This is a genomic window from Enterobacter kobei (assembly GCF_001729765.1).
Lineage (GTDB): Bacteria > Pseudomonadota > Gammaproteobacteria > Enterobacterales > Enterobacteriaceae > Enterobacter > Enterobacter kobei.
The window spans coordinates 3719889-3737941 of record NZ_CP017181.1 but is presented as its reverse complement, the minus strand read 5'-3'; the positions used below and the strand labels follow the sequence as shown (position 1 = coordinate 3737941).

21 protein-coding genes are annotated in these 18053 nt (G+C 56.4%); 10 read left to right on the top strand and 11 right to left on the bottom strand.

Features of this window, described 5'->3' with window-relative positions; all coding sequences use genetic code 11:
• Positions 1-122: 122 nt before the first annotated feature.
• The 5 genes from nrdF to BFV64_RS18080 all read right to left on the bottom strand — a co-directional run bounded on the left by nrdF (position 123) and on the right by BFV64_RS18080 (position 4428).
• Positions 123-1082, bottom strand: a complete 960-nt coding sequence (gene nrdF / locus BFV64_RS18100) for a class 1b ribonucleoside-diphosphate reductase subunit beta (RefSeq protein WP_014884962.1) — start codon at positions 1080-1082, stop codon at positions 123-125.
• A gap of 9 nt (positions 1083-1091) precedes the next feature.
• Positions 1092-3236, bottom strand: a complete 2145-nt coding sequence (gene nrdE / locus BFV64_RS18095) for a class 1b ribonucleoside-diphosphate reductase subunit alpha (RefSeq protein ID WP_069602331.1) — start codon at positions 3234-3236, stop codon at positions 1092-1094.
• Complete coding sequence (nrdI, locus tag BFV64_RS18090) at positions 3209-3619, bottom strand: class Ib ribonucleoside-diphosphate reductase assembly flavoprotein NrdI (protein ID WP_014884960.1); 411 nt, start codon at positions 3617-3619, stop codon at positions 3209-3211. Before nrdI ends, nrdE begins: the two co-directional genes overlap by 28 nt.
• Complete coding sequence (gene nrdH, locus BFV64_RS18085) at positions 3616-3855, bottom strand: glutaredoxin-like protein NrdH (protein WP_014884959.1); 240 nt, start codon at positions 3853-3855, stop codon at positions 3616-3618. Before nrdH ends, nrdI begins: the two co-directional genes overlap by 4 nt.
• Before the next feature lie 246 nt (positions 3856-4101).
• A complete protein-coding gene (locus tag BFV64_RS18080; protein WP_023308924.1) occupies positions 4102-4428 on the bottom strand; it encodes an ElaB/YgaM/YqjD family protein in 327 nt (108 codons plus the stop codon).
• Positions 4429-4588: 160 nt separating this feature from the next.
• Here BFV64_RS18080 and BFV64_RS18075 point away from each other — a divergent pair, with 160 nt between their 5' ends.
• Positions 4589-4933, top strand: a complete 345-nt coding sequence (locus BFV64_RS18075) for a DUF2002 family protein (RefSeq protein ID WP_069602330.1) — start codon at positions 4589-4591, stop codon at positions 4931-4933.
• Positions 4934-4965: 32 nt separating this feature from the next.
• On the opposite strand, the gene alaE is transcribed toward BFV64_RS18075, so the two are convergent.
• Positions 4966-5415: an L-alanine exporter AlaE gene (gene alaE, locus BFV64_RS18070; RefSeq protein WP_023331140.1), complete on the bottom strand. Its 450-nt coding sequence runs from the start codon at positions 5413-5415 to the stop codon at positions 4966-4968.
• A gap of 495 nt (positions 5416-5910) precedes the next feature.
• Here alaE and stpA point away from each other — a divergent pair, with 495 nt between their 5' ends.
• Positions 5911-6315 (top strand): DNA-binding protein StpA, encoded by a 405-nt coding sequence (gene stpA / locus BFV64_RS18065; protein WP_014884956.1) that lies wholly within the window; start codon positions 5911-5913, stop codon positions 6313-6315.
• A gap of 38 nt (positions 6316-6353) precedes the next feature.
• Here the strand turns inward: stpA and BFV64_RS18060 are convergent, their stop codons facing one another.
• From BFV64_RS18060 to BFV64_RS18050, 3 genes are all read right to left on the bottom strand, one after another.
• Entirely contained in the window at positions 6354-6533 is a 180-nt protein-coding gene (locus BFV64_RS18060; protein WP_014884955.1) for a hypothetical protein, read from the bottom strand.
• A 79-nt stretch (positions 6534-6612) separates the two neighbouring features.
• A complete protein-coding gene (locus tag BFV64_RS18055) occupies positions 6613-7134 on the bottom strand; it encodes a rhodanese family protein (RefSeq protein WP_014884954.1) in 522 nt (173 codons plus the stop codon).
• A gap of 9 nt (positions 7135-7143) precedes the next feature.
• Complete coding sequence (locus BFV64_RS18050; RefSeq protein WP_014884953.1) at positions 7144-7443, bottom strand: ArsR/SmtB family transcription factor; 300 nt, start codon at positions 7441-7443, stop codon at positions 7144-7146.
• A 178-nt stretch (positions 7444-7621) separates the two neighbouring features.
• Here BFV64_RS18050 and BFV64_RS18045 point away from each other — a divergent pair, with 178 nt between their 5' ends.
• The gene (locus BFV64_RS18045; RefSeq protein WP_014884952.1) at positions 7622-7780 is read left to right on the top strand and encodes a YqaE/Pmp3 family membrane protein; all 159 of its coding nucleotides are present in this window, start codon (positions 7622-7624) and stop codon (positions 7778-7780) included.
• On the opposite strand, the gene BFV64_RS18040 is transcribed toward BFV64_RS18045, so the two are convergent.
• The gene (locus BFV64_RS18040) at positions 7777-8706 is read right to left on the bottom strand and encodes a LysR substrate-binding domain-containing protein (protein ID WP_023331139.1); all 930 of its coding nucleotides are present in this window, start codon (positions 8704-8706) and stop codon (positions 7777-7779) included. The two genes, BFV64_RS18045 and BFV64_RS18040, sit on opposite strands and share 4 nt — an antisense overlap.
• Before the next feature lie 320 nt (positions 8707-9026).
• On the opposite strand from BFV64_RS18040, the gene BFV64_RS18035 reads away from it, so the two are divergent.
• From BFV64_RS18035 to BFV64_RS18005, 7 genes are all read left to right on the top strand, one after another.
• Positions 9027-9632, top strand: coding sequence for an ankyrin repeat domain-containing protein (locus tag BFV64_RS18035; RefSeq protein ID WP_014884950.1), 606 nt, complete (start codon positions 9027-9029; stop codon positions 9630-9632).
• Between the two features lie 107 nt (positions 9633-9739).
• Positions 9740-11281, top strand: a complete 1542-nt coding sequence (fdrA, locus tag BFV64_RS18030) for an acyl-CoA synthetase FdrA (protein ID WP_045281718.1) — start codon at positions 9740-9742, stop codon at positions 11279-11281.
• Positions 11281-12696, top strand: a complete 1416-nt coding sequence (locus tag BFV64_RS18025; RefSeq protein WP_059372910.1) for a YlbE family protein — start codon at positions 11281-11283, stop codon at positions 12694-12696. The genes fdrA and BFV64_RS18025 overlap by 1 nt, the downstream gene beginning before the upstream one ends.
• 11 nt (positions 12697-12707) lie before the next feature.
• Complete coding sequence (locus tag BFV64_RS18020) at positions 12708-14261, top strand: hypothetical protein (RefSeq protein WP_014884947.1); 1554 nt, start codon at positions 12708-12710, stop codon at positions 14259-14261.
• Positions 14258-15214, top strand: a complete 957-nt coding sequence (locus BFV64_RS18015) for a carbamate kinase family protein (RefSeq protein WP_069602329.1) — start codon at positions 14258-14260, stop codon at positions 15212-15214. Before BFV64_RS18020 ends, BFV64_RS18015 begins: the two co-directional genes overlap by 4 nt.
• Before the next feature lies 1 nt (position 15215).
• Complete coding sequence (locus BFV64_RS18010) at positions 15216-16595, top strand: amidohydrolase family protein (protein ID WP_014884945.1); 1380 nt, start codon at positions 15216-15218, stop codon at positions 16593-16595.
• Between the two features lie 126 nt (positions 16596-16721).
• On the top strand, positions 16722-17456 hold the full coding sequence (locus tag BFV64_RS18005) for a class I SAM-dependent methyltransferase (RefSeq protein WP_059372914.1): 735 nt from the start codon (positions 16722-16724) through the stop codon (positions 17454-17456).
• Here the strand turns inward: BFV64_RS18005 and BFV64_RS18000 are convergent.
• On the bottom strand, positions 17450-18052 hold the full coding sequence (locus BFV64_RS18000; RefSeq protein ID WP_069602328.1) for a short chain dehydrogenase: 603 nt from the start codon (positions 18050-18052) through the stop codon (positions 17450-17452). The two genes, BFV64_RS18005 and BFV64_RS18000, sit on opposite strands and share 7 nt — an antisense overlap.
• Between the last annotated feature and the right edge of the window lies 1 nt (position 18053).

Here is an 18053-nt window from a genome sequence, read left to right as displayed (position 1 = left end):
ATTTCGCCTGAATCGGTGTGATTCAGGCGAATATGACAGAGGAATTACAGTGTAGTTCCCAGGGAAATATTTTGGTAGAAATAAAGGGATTTATATTTAATTAATGAACGTTAATTCACTCATTAAAAATCCCAGTCTTCGTCTTTCGTCTCCACCGCTTTGCCCATCACATACGATGAACCGGACCCGGAGAAGAAATCGTGGTTTTCGTCGGCATTAGGCGACAGCGCCGCCAGAATGGCCGGGTTCACTTCCGCCATCTCCGGCGGGAACAGCGCCTCGTAACCAAGGTTCATCAGCGCCTTGTTGGCGTTGTAGCAGAGGAACGCTTTGACGTCTTCTTCCCAGCCCGTTCCGGCGTACAGCTCTTCGGTATAGCTCAGCTCGTTATCGTACAGATCCATCAGCAAATCGAGCGCAAACCCTTTTAGTTCATCGCGTTTTTCCGTACTGATTTTCTCCAGACCTTTCTGGTATTTATAGCCGATGTAATACCCGTGCACCGCTTCATCCCGAATGATGAGCCGAATCAGGTCGGCGGTGTTGGTGAGCTTGCCCCGGCTCGACCAGTACATTGGCAGCCAGAAGCCAGAGTAGAAGAGGAAGGATTCCAGAAACACGCTGGCGACCTTCTTTTTCAGCGGCTCGTCGGCCCGATAATACTCAAGCACCAGCGCAGCCTTACGCTGCAATGACGCGCTCTCTTCACTCCAGGCGTAAGCCGCATCCACGTCTTTGGTCTGGCACAGCGTGGAAAAAATCGAGCTGTAAGAGCGGGCGTGCACCGCCTCCATAAAGCTGATGTTCGACATCACCGCCTCTTCATGCGGCGTCAGCGCGTCAGCCATCAACGCCGGGGCACCAACGGTGTTCTGGATGGTGTCCAGGAGCGTCAGGCCGGTAAAGACGCGGATCGTCAGCTGTTGCTCGGCATGGCTCAGGGTTTGCCAGGCCGGAATATCATTGGAGAGCGGGACTTTTTCCGGCAGCCAGAAGTTGCTGGTCAGGCGGTTCCATACCTCCAGATCTTTATCGTCCTGGATTTTGTTCCAGTTAACGGCATTCACGCGTGACAGTTTCATCCTTTCTCCTTACAGCGCGCAGGACACGCAGCCTTCGATTTCGGTGCCTTCCAGCGCAAGCTGGCGCAGGCGAATGTAGTAAAGCGTTTTGATGCCTTTCTTCCAGGCGTAGATCTGCGCTTTGTTGATATCCCGCGTGGTGGCGGTATCCGGGAAGAAGAGCGTCAGCGACAGCCCCTGATCCACGTGTTTTGTCGCTTCGGCGTAGGTATCGATGATTTTTTCCGGGCCGATTTCATACGCATCCTGATACAGCGCCAGGTTGTCGTTGGTCATAAACGGGGCAGGGTAGTAAACGCGTCCGGTCTTGCCTTCCTTGCGAATTTCAATTTTCGACACAATCGGATGAATGCTCGACGTGGCATGGTTGATATACGAGATAGACCCGGTCGGCGGCACGGCCTGGAGGTTCTGGTTATAGATACCGTGGCGCATCACCTCATCACGCAGCTGCTGCCACATTTCGCGCGTCGGCAGGGTTATCCCCGCGCGGGCAAAGAGATCGCGCACTTTTGCAGTTTTCGGCTGCCACTCGCCTTCAAGATACTGGTTAAAATATTCCCCGCTGGCGTAGCGCGACTGTTCAAATCCCGCGAACCGCTGGTTGCGCTCGCGCGCCAGCATCATTGAGGTGTGAAGCGCATGCCAGGTGATGGTATAGAAATAGAGGTTAGTAAAATCCAGCCCTTCCGGACTGCCGTAGGCGATGCCTTCGCGTGCCAGGTAGCCGTGAAGGTTCATCTGCCCCAGGCCGATAGCGTGCGATGCGGCGTTACCCGCTTCAATGGAGGGCACGCTGCGGATGTGGCTCATGTCCGATACCGCCGTCAGTCCGCGAATGGCCGTCTCCACCGTGCGGCCGACGTCAGGGGAATCCATGGTGTGGGCGATATTCAGCGACCCGAGGTTACAGGAGATATCCTTGCCGATAGCCGCGTAGTCCAGGTTCTCGTCGTATGTTGACGCGCTGTTGACCTGCAAAATCTCCGAGCACAGGTTGCTCATGTTGATGCGTCCGGCAATCGGGTTCGCGCGGTTTACCGTATCCTCGTACATGATGTACGGATAGCCAGACTCAAACTGGATTTCTGCCAGCGTCTGGAAGAAATCGCGGGCGTTGATGGTTTTTTTGCGGATGCGCTCGTCGGCTACCAGCTCCTCGTAGCGCTCGCTGATGGCTACGTCGCCAAAGGGTTTGCCGTAAATACGCTCAACGTCATACGGCGAAAAGAGCGCCATCTCGGCATTCTCTTTTGCCAGTTTAAAGGTGATATCCGGGATCACCACCCCCAGCGACAGGGTTTTGATACGGATTTTTTCGTCGGCATTTTCGCGTTTGGTATCCAGAAAACGCAGAATATCGGGATGATGCGCGTGCAGGTAAACCGCCCCGGCGCCCTGGCGTGCGCCAAGCTGGTTGGCGTAGGAGAATGCATCTTCTAGCATCTTCATCACCGGGATCACGCCGGAAGACTGGTTTTCAATGCGCTTGATCGGCGCGCCCGCTTCACGCAGGTTCGAGAGCAGAAACGCCACGCCGCCGCCGCGTTTGGAAAGCTGAAGCGCCGAGTTTACCGCACGGCCAATCGACTCCATATTGTCTTCGATGCGCAGCAGGAAGCAGGAGACCAGCTCGCCGCGCTGGGCCTTACCGCAGTTGAGAAACGTTGGCGTGGCGGGCTGGAAGCGCCCGGCGAGGATCTCCTCCATCAGCCGTTCAGCCAACGCTTCATCGCCCTGGGCAAGGGTCAGCGCCACCATCACGACGCGATCTTCAAAATGCTCCAGGTAGCGTTTACCGTCGAAGGTTTTCAGGGTGTAGCTGGTGTAATACTTCCACGCGCCGAGGAAGGTCTGGAAACGAAAACCGCTCGCATGCGCGCGCTCGAAAAGCTTCGCCACGAAGGCGCGGTCGTAGCGGGTCAACACGCGCTCCTCGTAATAGCCCTCTTTAACCAGAAAGTCGAGGCGTTCCTGCTGGCTGCCAAAAACGACGCTGTTTGGACGGACGTGGGCGGCGAAAAAGGCCTCCACCGCCTCATGATCTTTGCCAAACTGAATGCGCTCCTCCCGATCATAGAGGTTAAGCATTGCGTTTAATGCGTGGTAATCAGGTGTTGCCTGGATTATCCGTTCTGCGGTTGTCGTTGCCAAAATTCGTTCACTCCTTTTCGCACATTTTCTACGTCCTGCTGTGTCCCCATCAGTTCGAAGCGATAGAGATACGGCACGCCGCATTTTTGAGAGATGACATCCCCGGCGCGGCCAAAGGCATCGCCGAAATTACGATTGCCTGCCGCGATCACGCCACGGATAAGCCTGCGGTTATGCGGATCGTTAAGAAAGCGGATCACCTGGCGAGGCACGGCGCCTGCCGTACCGCCACCGCCATAGCTGGGCACCACCAGAATGTAAGGTTCGTCTACCTGAATACGTTCCCGCTCATTAAGCGGAATACGCACCGCAGGCAGCCCGACGCGCTCGATAAAGCGAAGCGTGTTTTCCGAGCTGCTGGAGAAGTAGACCAGCCCACTCATGCGCTGGCGGCCTGGGCGCTCAGACGGTTAATCATGTCCGGGCGAAAGCCGGACCACCGGGTTTCACCGGCAATGACCACCGGGAGCTGACGGAATCCCTGCGCCCGCAGGGTCTCAGCGGCCTCAGGCTGCTGGTCGATATTCACCATCTCAAAAACCATTCCACGGCTTTCCATCGCCCGTTTGGTGGCATGGCACTGAACACAATTGTTACGAGTGTAAATAATAATGCTCATGATTCGTATTTCCATTTAAAATGAGAGAGCGGCGCGAGTCATCGCGTCAGGTTGTGTGTGTCTTGCTAAAGGGAATACTAGATGTAGTTATCTTAAGTTTCAACCATACAAGATATGGGAAAATCAGATTGATGTTGCCCTGGTGATGAGCTCAGCGGGGCAGTGCGGGCTGCACGGGTTTTTCAAAGGATAAGGCAAAGAAAAGCCCCGGCGCCTGAGGCCACCGGGGCTGATGAGAAGCCGCACTTATTTTCGCAGGCTGAGCAGGGCGCCGACAAAGATGCCGACCGCTGCGACCGTTCCCAGCGTACACAGTGGCTTTTCACGTACGAAGGTCGTTGCACAGCTTGCCATGTCGCAGGCAGCCTGCGTGGCGCGTGAACGTCCGTTCATTCTGGCGCGGGTTTCACGGAGCAGAGACTGAGCCTTACGTTTTGCGGCATCCGCTTCGTCCTTCGCGTCTGATCCCCAGGACTTCAGCACCTCTTCCAGCGTGTCTGCTAATTGGCTGACATCATTACGAATATCCTGCGCGTCGTCGTTAATATCGTTTCGGTTCGGTCTGTTAAACATACGATCCTCCGTAAATTTGCGTTCCCGATCAGTTTAGTTCAGAAATTTAATATCTGAAGCGCGTCACGCGTTATCCGGCAGTTTATGGACTATTCTGAAAGCCCTGCTAATGCTGAATACTGTAAGGTTGCCGGGCAGGAAAAGATAACGAGGAAAAGATATGTATTTACGACCTGACGAGGTGGCACGCGTTCTTGAAAAAGAGGGATTCACCATGGATGAGGTGACGTCAAAAGCGTATGGATATCGCCGCGGTGAGAATTATGTGTATGTTAATCGTGAAGCCAGAATGGGACGTACTGCTCTCATTATTCACCCGACGCTGAAAGACAGAAGTCTGTCATTTGCTGAGCCTGCCTCGGATATTAAAACCTGCGATCATTATCAGCAATTCCCGCTCTATTTAGGCGGAGAAACGCATGAGCATTATGGTATTCCGCATGGCTTCAGTTCGCGCACGGCGCTGGAGCGGTTTCTGAAGGGACTGTTTGGCGACGTACAGTAAACTGGCGACTGGCATTCGCCAGTCGCTTCACATCACGCTTTCGCCTGGCTGTACTGACTGACTTTGAACAGACGGCGGCAGTAGTCGAGGAAATAGCCGTATACGGCGCCCATCAACATCGAAATAACGATATTCGAACTGACCGCCGCGACGATCTGGTGCCAGTCTGCGCCCACGGTTAACAGAATAGCCACATATACCGGAGACTGGAACGTCACATAAGCCAGCACGTCCGCCAGGTTTTTTACCCAGCCTGCGGGGCTGATACGACGAGCGAAACGCATGACCGCATCGCGGTATAACCCGTATGGCCATGCGATAATAATGTTGACCGGGATAGCCACCAGACGCGAAGAAAGTGACTGCTCAAAGGTCATTCCTGAGAGGAATATTTCAATCAGCATGTTCACGACGGAACAGTAAACAACCATCGCAAAAGTATCCGCCACAGCATGGCGCAGGCGAGATTGCGGCGAGAACATGTCTGAACTCCTTGAGAAAAACACAGTGGAAACGATTTCCCTTCGGCGATTAGTGCTTTAGGTTGCTTTGTTTGGCGTGTATAGCGTATCTCTCTGTGTTTGAACTAACAACTAGTGATTAATTTTTATTTAATCGCCTTTTGTCCACAAAATTCTCTAAAATTGAGTGTTTTTTGTTCTGCTCGTTATAATCTGTCTTGCTAAGGTGCTTTTTCATAAAAAACAAAGACTTGATTTTCTAGGTGGCCAGGGTGAGTCATCCTTGTCTGGATGGCGGCGCAGTATGCTGTAATTTGAATTAAAGTTGACCGTTTATATTGATGTGGTGATTAGATTCGCACCAGGCTCGCCGGCATCCTGCATTATTATTAACGTTAATATTTAAATATATTTACACTGATGCCCCTGCGGACCCTTGGGTAGATATTCTGGCCAAAATGAATTATTCTGTGGGTGATTTATCTATTTACCCCAAAGAAAAGGTTTTCAAATAATATGTCTTTGACGTTACAGAATCTTAATAATATCCGAACCCTGCGTGCGATGGCGCGTGAATTATCCCTGGACGTTCTTGAGGAAATGCTGGAAAAGGTCAGGGTCGTTACTGAAGAGAAACGCAGTGAGCTGGCGGAATTAGAGCAGCAGCGTGCTGAGCAGCAGGAGAAAATTAATGCCCTGCTGGAGCTGATGAAAGCCGATGGTATTTCACCGACCGATCTGCTGGGTTCCGAGCTGGCGCAGACGGGTAAACCGACTAAAAAGCGTAAACCGCGTGAAGCGAAATATCGCTTTATTGATCAGAACGGTGAAGAGAAAACGTGGACCGGCCAGGGCCGCACGCCGAAGCCTATTGCCAGCGCGCTGGCAGAGGGTAAATCGCTGGATGATTTTCTGATCTAATGCGTGAGCCGGGCGGTAATCGCCGCCCGGTTGTCTGTTCAGCAGACGCCAAAATCACCTTCTTCACTATACGGCGCCAGATCGGCCGCTTTCAGGGTATATTTTTCGCCTTGTTCATTACTGGCCTGAACCGCCACAACGCTTTCACCATTCACTTCGAGCACTTTCAGCTTCGGGCCGCCTTTACGCGGTTGCACATAATCACCGACAGAAAACATATTACCTCCTCATCGTTTAAGCGATCTTCACCTTAGCCCACGTATGACGCCGGGTACAGTGACTTTCACAGATTACTGCTTATGAGGTACGCCGGTTCCATGGCATCACCTTGAGCAGTCTCGCCATACCGCAAAATCCCGTTACACCAGCGAACAGCAGCCCGGCGCCCACAAAACCGCTGAGCAGGAAAAAGCCGCTGGAGACGCTATAGCCCAGCACCACGCCGCAGAGAATCAACAGCCCGGCCGCGATTTGCACCTGACGCATCAGCGGGAGAGGCTGGGATTTATCTTCAACGGTCAGCAGCCCGGCCTGCTTCCAGCCCTGAATGCCCCCCTCGACCACAAATGCCTGAGCGGGTGACGCCGCCTGGGCCAGGCGGTCAGCATTCCCGGACGTCCTGGCACCGGACTGACAGTGAAAAAGCACTATTTCACCCGCCCGAGCGTTAAGTCCGCCGGGTAAGGTGGCTAGCGGTACTGACTCTGCCCCGGAAATATGCTCGCGGGCATATTCGTCGGTATCACGAATATCTATGAGTCTGGCGCCCTCGGCTACGCGGGCTTTGGCCTGTTGCGGTGTAATCAGCGGAAGTGACATGGCGACTCCTTACGGACAATAAAGGGTTTTCAGGGTGCTGATGAGCTGAAGCACCGCATCGTTTTTAATGAAATAAAGAATGCGCTGCGCCTCACGGGTGCTGTCGATAAGCCCTTCCTCACGCATACGCGCCAGATGCTGCGACGTGGCGGAAGGACTCAGCCCGGTGGCACGCGCCAGGTCGCCCGCACGGGTGCCGGGAGCTCCGCATAATGTGCAGAGGATCAGCAGCCGACGTGGATTACTCATCGCTTTCAACAGGGCGGCGGCCTGCTCAGCGCTGGCCTGGAGTTGTTCAAGTTCAGTCATATTAGTTTAGTGTTTCCTTAATTAAGTAAATACTAAACTATTCCGGTGCGTTACACCACTGCCAAAAGCGTAAAAGAGGGTAAATGGGACGGGTCTGGATGGCAGAAGCCGATAAACTGGCTACGCTTAGAGTCATACTCTTATTTATTTTCAACTGGTTAGCTTGTACGGAGTGCTTATGGGTTTTTGGCGTATTGTCTTTACGATTATTCTTCCTCCGCTGGGCGTGCTGCTCGGTAAGGGGTTTGGCTGGGCGTTTATCCTGAATATTCTTTTGACCTTGCTGGGTTACATTCCCGGTCTTATCCACGCGTTTTGGGTTCAAACCAAAAGCTAAGCCCGCCAGAGTAAATCGCTATAGATGTTCGTCAGCACGCCCGCTGGACCAAACTGTTGTTTGATCCAGCGAGTGACCTGGCCGGTCGCCGCATGTTGTGTGGCAAGCAGCATGCGGGAATCCTGACGCGGATTGTTGATGCGTCGGGTGACCAGTAGCCCGTCTTCTACCGCCTCGCGGGCCATGTATTCCGGCAAAAAGCCAATCCCTTCTCCCAGAATCTGACACTGGCACTTAGTGTTGAAATCCGGCACCAGAATCGCCTCCTGCCCGTGCAGCAGCCAGCCGACCTTCTTATTAATGGTGTGCGCGGTATCTTCCACCATGATGTTGGGATATAGCCGCAGCTGGCTCTCCGCAATCGGCTCGGGGACAAAGGCCAGCGGATGTTCCGGTGCGATAGCAAATACCCAGCGGATGGCGCCAATCTCGGTGTAATCAATGCCGCCGCCGTCGAGCAGGGTGTCCGGCGCACCAATCGCGATATTGGCCTGGTTGTTGATGATGGAATCCCATACGCCGTTATACACCTCGGTGGTCACTGTGATCTGGCAGGTGGGAAACTGCTTTTTCAGCACCTGCAGCAGGCGTGCAGTATGGCGTGGAGTATACAAAAGCTGATTGATACAGATACGCACCCGCGCCTCAATGCCCTGCGAAATGGTATCAATTCCGCGCTTGATGGCGTGAAAGTCGTTCAGCAGGTCGGTTGCCTTGCGGTAAAAGTAAAAGCCAGATTCGGTCAGCTCAATGCTGCGCGTGTTACGCACAAACAGCACCACGTCCAGCCCGGTCTCCATGCGTTTAATGGTGTAACTGATGGCCGAGGTGGTCACGCCCAGCTCGGCGGCGGCTTTGCTGAAACTGCTAAAACGTGCCGCAGTGGTGAAGGCCAGCAGGTTCTCTTCGGTAAAGATGGAATTCATATTACGGCTCCTGGTTGCCATCAGTTTTGAACATATTTTAACAGCGCTGTTACATCACATTTGAAGCCGGTCACAGTTCTGACTATTTGCTCAGGGCCGCGCGGTACAAGGCTTTTTCAGCCATAAGGATAATGCAGCCTGAGGCGCTAAAAAGCGGTAAAACATAAGAAAAAGGTTGCACAGACGCACGTTTTAGCTGAACCGTTGAATTTAACTCAACAATGAATTGCCTGTCGATGAATGAATTTTAAGCGGATTCTTTTATCACCAGGCTGTTGCTATTCTCAGGTCATCAGAAATGAAACATAGGGAGTCTGAATATGTCTGCAACTGCACTGGTGACGGAATTTCTGCTGGCGGCAGAAGAGGGGAACGTCGACGCGCTAAAAGCCTGTCTGGAGAAAGGCGTGGATATTAACGCCACCAACCGCCAGAAAAGAACCGCCATTATTATTGCCAGCCTGAAAAAGCATTATGCCTGTGTGGAATTTTTAATTGCAGCCGGTGCGGATATTGATAAACAGGACCAGACCTGTTTTAACCCCTTCCTGATTAGCTGCCTGACCAATGATTTAACGTTACTGCGCATCGTTCTTCCGGCAAATCCGGACCTGGATCGCCTGACGCGCTTCGGTGGCGTGGGGATTACCCCGGCCAGTGAGAAAGGCCACGTTGAAATTGTGCGCGAGCTGTTGGCAAAAACCGATATTAACGTCAACCACACCAACTTTGTCGGCTGGACGCCGCTGCTGGAGGCCATCGTGTTGAATGACGGCGGCGAGAAACAGCAGGAAATTGTGAAGCTGTTACTGGATAACGGCGCTAACCCGCACATGACCGATAAATACGGTAAAACCCCGCTCGAGCTGGCGCGGGAAAAAGGCTACCACGCGATCGCCGACCTGCTGCTGGCGGCCGGCGCGTAAAGACGACGGTCAGCCTGTTCCGGCTGGCCGCTTAATAAAAAAGCATTTTTACCGACGTGCATTTTGCACGACGGCGGCCCCCTTTTATCCGAAAACAGGTGCAAATAATGCCAACGAAAATCGTGATTAAAAAGAACACTTATTTTGACTCCGTCTCATTAATGTCCGTTTCCACTAAAGCCAATAAATTGCCGGGGGTTGAACAGGCCTTTGTGGCGATGGCGACGGAGATGAATAAAGGCGTATTAAAAAACCTTGGACTGCTGACGCCGGAATTAGAAAACGCGAAAAACGGCGATCTGATGATCGTTATTAAAGGCGATGCGGCGAATGATGAAACGCTGGCGGCCATCGAAGCGTTATTCACGCGCAAAGAGCGTGCCGGCTCCCACGAAGCGCGCTACGCCACGATTGCCAGCGCCAAAACCCATCGCCCGGACAGCAACCTTGCGGTGATCTCCGTCAACGGCACCTTCGCCGCCCGCGAAGCACGTCAGGCGCTGGAAAACGATCTTAACGTCATGCTCTTTTCCGATAACGTGTCGCTCGATGACGAGCTGGCGCTGAAGCAGCTGGCCCACCAGAAAGGGCTGCTGATGATGGGGCCGGACTGCGGCACCGCCATTATCAACGGCGCGGGGCTGTGCTTCGCTAACGCGGTACGTCGCGGGACGATTGGGATTGTCGGCGCATCCGGGACCGGCAGCCAGGAACTCAGCGTGCGCATTCATGAATTCGGCGGCGGTGTGTCGCAGCTGATTGGCACCGGCGGGCGCGATCTCAGCGAGAAAATCGGCGGCCTGATGATGCTCGACGCCATCGACATGCTGGAGGCCGATGAAGGCACCCAGGTGATTGCCCTCATCTCCAAGCCACCCGCACCCGCGGTGGCTGAAAAAGTCCTCGCCCGCGCCCGCGCCTGCCGCAAGCCCGTCGTCGTGTGTTTCCTCGGCCGCAACGTACCGCCCGCTGATGAAGACGGCCTGCAGTTTGCCCGAGCCACCAAAGAGGCAGCCCTGAAAGCGGTACTCCTTACCGGCATCGACAAAGCGTCTCTGGATTTGCACCCGCTCAACTGGCCGCTGATTGAAGAGGTGCGCGCCCGCCTGACCCCGCAGCAAAAATACATTCGTGGGCTCTTCTGCGGTGGGACCCTGTGCGACGAAGCGATGTTTGCGGCGCTGGAGAAGTACGACGACGTCTACAGCAACATCCAGCCGGATCCGGCGAAGCGTCTGAGCGACATCAACGTCAGCCAGGCCCATACCTTCCTCGACTTTGGCGATGATGATTTCACCAACGGCAAACCGCACCCGATGATCGACCCGACCAACCGCATCAGCCGCCTGCTGCAGGAGGCGCGCGATCCGCAGGTGGGGGTCATCGTGATGGATTTTGTGCTCGGGTTTGGCGCGCATGAGGATCCGGTTGGCGTGATGCTCGACGCGATCAAAGAGGCGCAGGCGATCGCGAAGGCCGACAGCCGTCCGCTGGCGTTCTTAGGCTATGTGCTTGGTACCGACCAGGATCCGCAGAAGCTTGCTCAGCAGTGCCAGCTCCTGACCGATGCGGGCGTCATCTGGGCCAGCAGCAGCACCAATACCGGATTACTGGCTCGCGAATTTGTCTGCAAAGGGGAGAACGCATAATGACCACCTTATTTAACCAGCCGCTGAACGTGATTAACGTCGGTATCGCGATGTTCAGCGACGACCTCAAAAAACAGCACGTTCCCGTGACCCAGCTCGACTGGACGCCGCCAGGGCAGGGCAACATGCAGATCGTTGAGGCGCTCGATCAACTGGCCGAAAAATCGCTGGCGGAGAAAATTGCCGCCGCTAACCACATCGCGCTTGAGCGCATTATTCAGTCCCACCCGGTGCTGGTGGGCTATGACCAGGCGATTAACGTCGTGCCGCGCATGACCCGCACCACCATCCTGCACGCCGGTCCGCCTGTCTCGTGGGAAAACATGTGCGGGGCGATGAAAGGGGCGGTCACCGGCGCGCTGGTGTTCGAGGGGCTGGCGGCGGATCTCGAGGAGGCTGCAAGGCTCGCCGCTTCAGGGGAAATTACCTTCTCGCCGTGCCACGAGCACGACTGCGTGGGCTCGATGGCGGGCGTCACCTCCGCGTCGATGTTTATGCACATCGTTGAGAACAAAACCTACGGCAACCGCGCGTTCACCAACCTCAGCGAGCAGATGGCGAAGATCCTGCGCATGGGCGCCAACGACCAGAGCGTGATTGACCGCCTGAACTGGATGCGCGACGTGCTCGGCCCGATGCTGCGCGACGCGATGAAGATCGTCGGTGAAATCGATCTTCGTCTGATGCTGGCCCAGGCGCTGCACATGGGCGACGAGTGCCACAACCGCAACAACGCGGGCACTACGCTGCTGATCCAGGCCCTGACGCCGGGTCTGATCCAGGCGGGTTATCCTGTTGAGCAGCAGCGTGAGGTGTTCGAGTTTGTCGCCAGCAGCGACTACTTCTCCGGCCCGACGTGGATGGCAATGTGCAAAGCCGCGCTGGACGCCGCCCACGGCATTGAGTACAGCACCGTTGTCACCACCATGGCGCGCAACGGCTACGAGTTCGGTCTGCGCGTCTCCGGCCTGCCGAGGCAATGGTTCACCGGCCCGGCGCAGCAGGTCATTGGCCCGATGTTTGCGGGCTATAAGCCGGAAGACTCCGGGCTGGATATCGGCGACAGCGCAATTACGGAAACCTACGGCATCGGCGGTTTTGCCATGGCGACGGCGCCGGCGATTGTGGCGCTGGTGGGCGGCACGGTGGAAGAAGCCATCGACTTCTCCCGCCAGATGCGCGAAATCACCCTCGGCGAAAACCCGAACGTCACCATTCCGCTGCTCTCTTTTATGGGCATCCCGACTGCCATCGACATCACCAAAGTGGCAGGCAGCGGCATTTTGCCGGTCATTAATACCGCCATTGCCCACAAGGACGCCGGTATCGGCATGATTGGGGCGGGCATCGTTCACCCGCCGTTCAGCTGTTTTGAAAAGGCGCTGTTGACCTTCCGCGATCGCTACGTTTTATAAGGCATGTATCCATGAAAAACATGAAACTGGAGTGGAAAAGAGGTGACTGGGCGGCTTATTTCGGGTTGATGACCAACAACCTGACCAATTTGCTGACCATGATGGGGCTGCTCATTTTTGTCGTCGGCATCCCGAAGGAGATTGTTTATGGACGCATCGCGCCAGCCTTCGGGCTGGCGGTGCTGGTGGCGAGCATCTGTTATGCCTGGTTTGGCCTGCAGATGGCCCGTGCCACCGGGCGCACGGACGTGACGGCGCTGCCGTCCGGCCCGAGCGCGCCGTCGATTTTTACCGTGACCTTCCTGGTCCTCATGCCAGTCTACCAGCAGACCGGGGATGCGGATTTCGCGATTCAGATCGGTCTGGTGTGGTGCTTTGTGGAAGCAATGATCCTCGCGGGCGGTTCGTTCCTCGGGGAGACCATCCGCAAGATGATCCCGCGCACCGTGCTGCTGTCGTGTCTCTCCGGTTTAGGCCTGCTGCTGCTGGCGATGAACCCGATGCTGCAGGCGTTTGAAGCGCCGACCGTGTCATTCATCGTACTGCTGCTGATTTTTATCAACTGGTTCGGCAAAAAGCCGATTTTCGCCAAAATCCCGACCGGTCTGCTGTTGCTGATTGCCGGTACGGCATTAGCGTGGATCTCGGGGCTGCAAAGCCCGGAAGCCATTAAGGCGTCTATGTCATCCTTCGGCTTTAACCCGCCGGAAGTGCACGTCGACAGCTTTATGCAGGGGCTGCCGCACGCGCTGCCGTATCTGGCATCCGCCGTGCCGCTGGGGCTGGCGAACTATATCTTTGACCTGGAGAACATCGAAAGCGCCCACGCGGCGGGGGATGAGTACCCGACCCGTAAGGTGATGCTGGCGAACGGTCTGGCGTCGATGCTGGGCTGCCTGATGGGTAACCCGTTCCCGGTCACGGTCTACGTCGGCCACCCGGGCTGGAAAGCGATGGGGGCCAGCATTGGCTACACGCTGGCTTCCGGGGTGACCATGTTCATCGTGCCGCTGTTCGGGCTGGGGGCGTTTATGCTCGCCATCATTCCGATGACTGCCATCGTGCCCATTCTGGTGTTTATCGGCGTCGTTACCGCTAACCAGGTGGTGCGGGAAACGCCGAAAGTGGAGGTGCCCGTCATCTTCATCTGCCTGTTCCCGTGGATCGCCAACTGGGCGCTCACCATGATGAACAGCGTGATGAATGCGGCAGGGACCAGCGCAGCGAAAATCGGCACCGACGTGCTGCACAGCAAAGGGATTTACTATGAAGGGTTGATGCATCTCGGCAACGGCGCGCCGCTTGCCAGCATGCTGTGGGGCTGTATCGCTATCTTCGCCATCATCAACAAGCCGCTGCGCGGGGCCGTTGCGGCCGCGGGTGGGGCGCTGCTGGCACTGTTTGGGGTGATCCACGCCCCGGTGGTGGGCTTTGCCGAAGGCAGTTCGCTGATGTTCGTTACGGCCTACCTGATGATGGGCGGCATGTTTGTGGTGAAGCATGTGCTGGATAGCCGCGAAGCGGCGAGCGCTGCGACTGGTACCGTTGCGAAGGAAAACGTATGAAAGAGCTTATGGTCGTCGCCATCGGCGGCAACAGCATTATCAAAGACAACGCCAGCCAGTCGGTTGAGCATCAGGCGCAGGCGGTCAAAGCGGTGGCAGAGTCCGTGCTCGAGATGCTGGCCTCCGACTATGACATCGTACTCACCCACGGCAACGGTCCCCAGGTGGGGCTGGATCTGCGCCGGGCCGAAATCGCTCACGAACGGGAAGGGCTCCCTCTGACGCCGCTGGCAAACTGCGTCGCGGATACCCAGGGCGGAATCGGCTACCTGATCCAGCAGGCACTTAATAACCGCCTGGCGGGGCGCGGGGAGCAAAAAGCGGTCACGATCGTCACCCAGGTCGAAGTGGATAAAGACGATCCCGGCTTTACGCACCCGACGAAACCGATTGGCGCTTTCTTCAGCGAGGCGCAGCGCAATAATCTGCAGCAGGCGCACCCGGACTGGCATTTTGTCGAGGATTCAGGCCGCGGCTATCGCCGCGTCGTGGCCTCGCCGCAGCCGCTGCGCATCGTAGAGGCAGATGCCATCAAGGCGCTGACGCAAAAAGGTTTTGTGGTGATCGGCGCGGGCGGTGGAGGAATTCCCGTCGTGCGCTCGGAGCAGGGCGACTACCGCAGCGTCGACGCGGTAATAGATAAAGATCTCTCCACCGCGCTGCTGGCACGGGAGATCCGCGCCGACGTGCTGGTCATCACCACCGGCGTGGAGAAGGTGTGCATTCACTTCGGCAAGCCGAACCAGCAGGCGCTGGATACCGTCAACGTGGCGCAGATGACGCGCTACATGGAGGAAGGCCATTTCCCGGCAGGGAGCATGTTGCCCAAAATCGTGGCCTCGCTGGAATTTTTACACCACGGCGGCAGGCGAGTGATTATCACCTCCCCGGACTGTCTGCCCGCGGCACTGCGCGGGGAAACCGGTACCCATATTGTGAATGAAGGAAAATAAGATGAATGATAATAAAAGCCGCCGCGAATTTATCAGCCAGAGCGGCAAAATGGTCACCGCCTGCGCGCTGTTTGGTGCCACCGGCTCCGTCGCGTATGCTGCGGATACCGCTGCGCCCGCCTGCGAGACCGGTAAACCGATGAACATCACCGCGAAGCATTACTATCTGGACAACGTGCTGCTCGAAGCCGGGTTTACTTTCGACGGCAGCGTGGCGACGAGCACTCGCACCGAGCTGAAAACGCTGGAGATTAAAGACGGCAAGATCGTCGCCCTGCGCGATAACATTAGCCACGCCGACGCGTCTCTGCCTCACTATGACGCGGGTAAAAAACTGATGCTCCCGGCGATGCGCGACATGCACATCCATCTGGATAAAACCTTCTACGGCGGTCCGTGGCGCTCCCTGAACCGCCCGGCGGGGACCACGATTCAGGACATGATCCGCCTTGAGCAGAAGCTGCTGCCGGAACTGCAGCCCTACACCCAGGAACGCGCGGAGGCACTTATCGACCTGATCCAGTCGAAAGGTTCCACCATCGCCCGCAGCCACTGCAACATTGAGCCGGTTTCCGGCCTGAAAAACCTGGAAAATCTGCAGGCGGTGTTATCGCGCCGCCAGCCTGGCTTTGACTGTGAAATTGTCGCGTTTCCACAGCACGGACTGCTGCTTTCCCATTCTGAAAAACTGATGCGCGACGCGATGCAGGCCGGTGCGCACTACGTGGGCGGGCTGGACCCGACGAACGTCGACGGCGCGATGGAGAAATCCCTCGATCTGATGTTCCAGATTGCGCTGGATTACGACAAAGGGGTGGATATTCACCTGCATGAAACCAGCCCGGCGGGCGTGGCGGCGGTGAATTACATGGTGGAAACGGTGGAGAAAACGCCGGAGCTGAAGGGCAAGCTGACTATCAGCCACGCCTTCGCGCTGGCGACGCTTAACGAGCAGGAGGTGGATGCGATTGCGACCCGTATGGCGGCGCAGCAGGTGACCATCGCCTCTACCGTGCCGATTGGTACCCTCCATATGCCGCTGAAACAGCTGCGTGATAAGGGCGTGTTTGTCATGACCGGCACCGACAGCGTGATCGACCACTGGTCGCCGTACGGCCTGGGAGATATGCTGGAAAAAGCCAATCTTTACGCGCAGCTGTACATTCGCCCGAACGAGCAGACGCTTTCCCGGGCGCTCGGTATCGCGACCGGTGACGTTCTGCCGCTGAACGACAAAGGCGAACGGGTGTGGCCGAAAGCGCAGGACGATGCCAGCTTTGTGCTGGTGGATGCCTCGTGCTCCGCCGAAGCCGTGGCGCGGATTTCACCGCGTACCGCGACGTTCCATAAGGGAAATCTGGTCTGGGGTACTGTGGGCTAGAGGCGAGCCGGGTGACGGCTTCGCCTTACCCGGCCTACTGAAACCCTCAAATCGTAGGCCGGGTAAGCGCAGCGCCACCCGGCAATGTTTTATACTGGGAGTCACATTCTTAAAGAGGGATCTGCCATGGCACAAAATATCTACGACAACCCGGCGTTTTTCGAAGGCTACGCCCAGCTTCCGCGCTCGGTGCAGGGGCTGGACGGTGCGCCGGAGTGGCCTTCGCTGAAAAGCATGCTGCCGGATTTAACCGGGAAATCGGTTATCGATCTCGGCTGCGGCTACGGCTGGTTTTGTCGCGCTGCGCGCGACCTGGGTGCATCTGACATCACGGGTGTTGATATCTCAGAAAAGATGCTCGCCCGGGCTGCGGAGCTTACCGCTGACCCACAGATTCATTATCAGCGTAGCGATCTGGAGTCGCTGGCGCTCAAAGATAACAGCCTGGACCTGGTCTACAGCTCGCTGGCACTGCACTACCTGCCGGAACTGGATACGTTATTCGCCAACGTTCAGCGCGCGCTTAAACCCGGTGGCAGCCTGGTCTTCTCGATAGAGCACCCCATTTACACCTGCGCCACCCGCCAGGGCTGGCTGACCGACGACAACGGCGAGCGGTTCTGGGGCGTGAACCATTATCAGGACGAGAGCCAGCGCGTCAGCAACTGGCTGGCGGACGGGGTGATCAAGTATCACCGTACGCTTGGCACCACGCTCAACGCGCTGATCAAGGCCGGATTAACGATAAGCGAAGTCAACGAATGGGGGCCAACGCAGGGGCAAATTGCGGCCTGGCCCGCGTTGGCCGAAGAGGCAGAGCGCCCGATGCTGGTGCTGATCGCCGCCCGTAAGGCTCAGTAACCAACCTTATACACCCGACCGCTCTGTACCCCTTCCACGCTGCGGCGATAGGCCTGCGCCACGGTTGCAGCGGGGACGCTCTCAAAGCCGGGGAAGAAACCGTCGTACGCTTCAGCGGATTCCGTCAGGACCGTCGGGCTAATCAGGTTAATGCGGATCCCGCGCGGCAGCTCACAGGCTGCGGCGCGAACAAACCCTTCCAGTGCGGCATTCACGGTGGTGGCGTTTACTCCCTGGGCAATCGGTTCGTGCGCCACAATGCCGCTAATCAGGGTGATAGAGCCACCTTCGTTCGGATAGTGCTGGCCGGTTAGCGCAAGGCGCACCTGCCCCAGAAGTTTATCCTGCAGGCCCTGATTAAAGTCGCTGTCTTTCATGGTCGCAAGCGGGCCAAAGTAGAGGCCACCGCTGGCGGAGACAATGGCATCCACCCGGCCAATTTTCTCGAACAGCGCCTGCACGCTCTCCTGCGAGGTGATATCCACCTGATAGTCGCCCTGGGTACGACCCACGCGGATCACCTCATGACGGCGGCTTAGCGCTTCTGTTACTGCCTGACCGACCGTACCACTGGCACCAATAATCACGATTTTCATA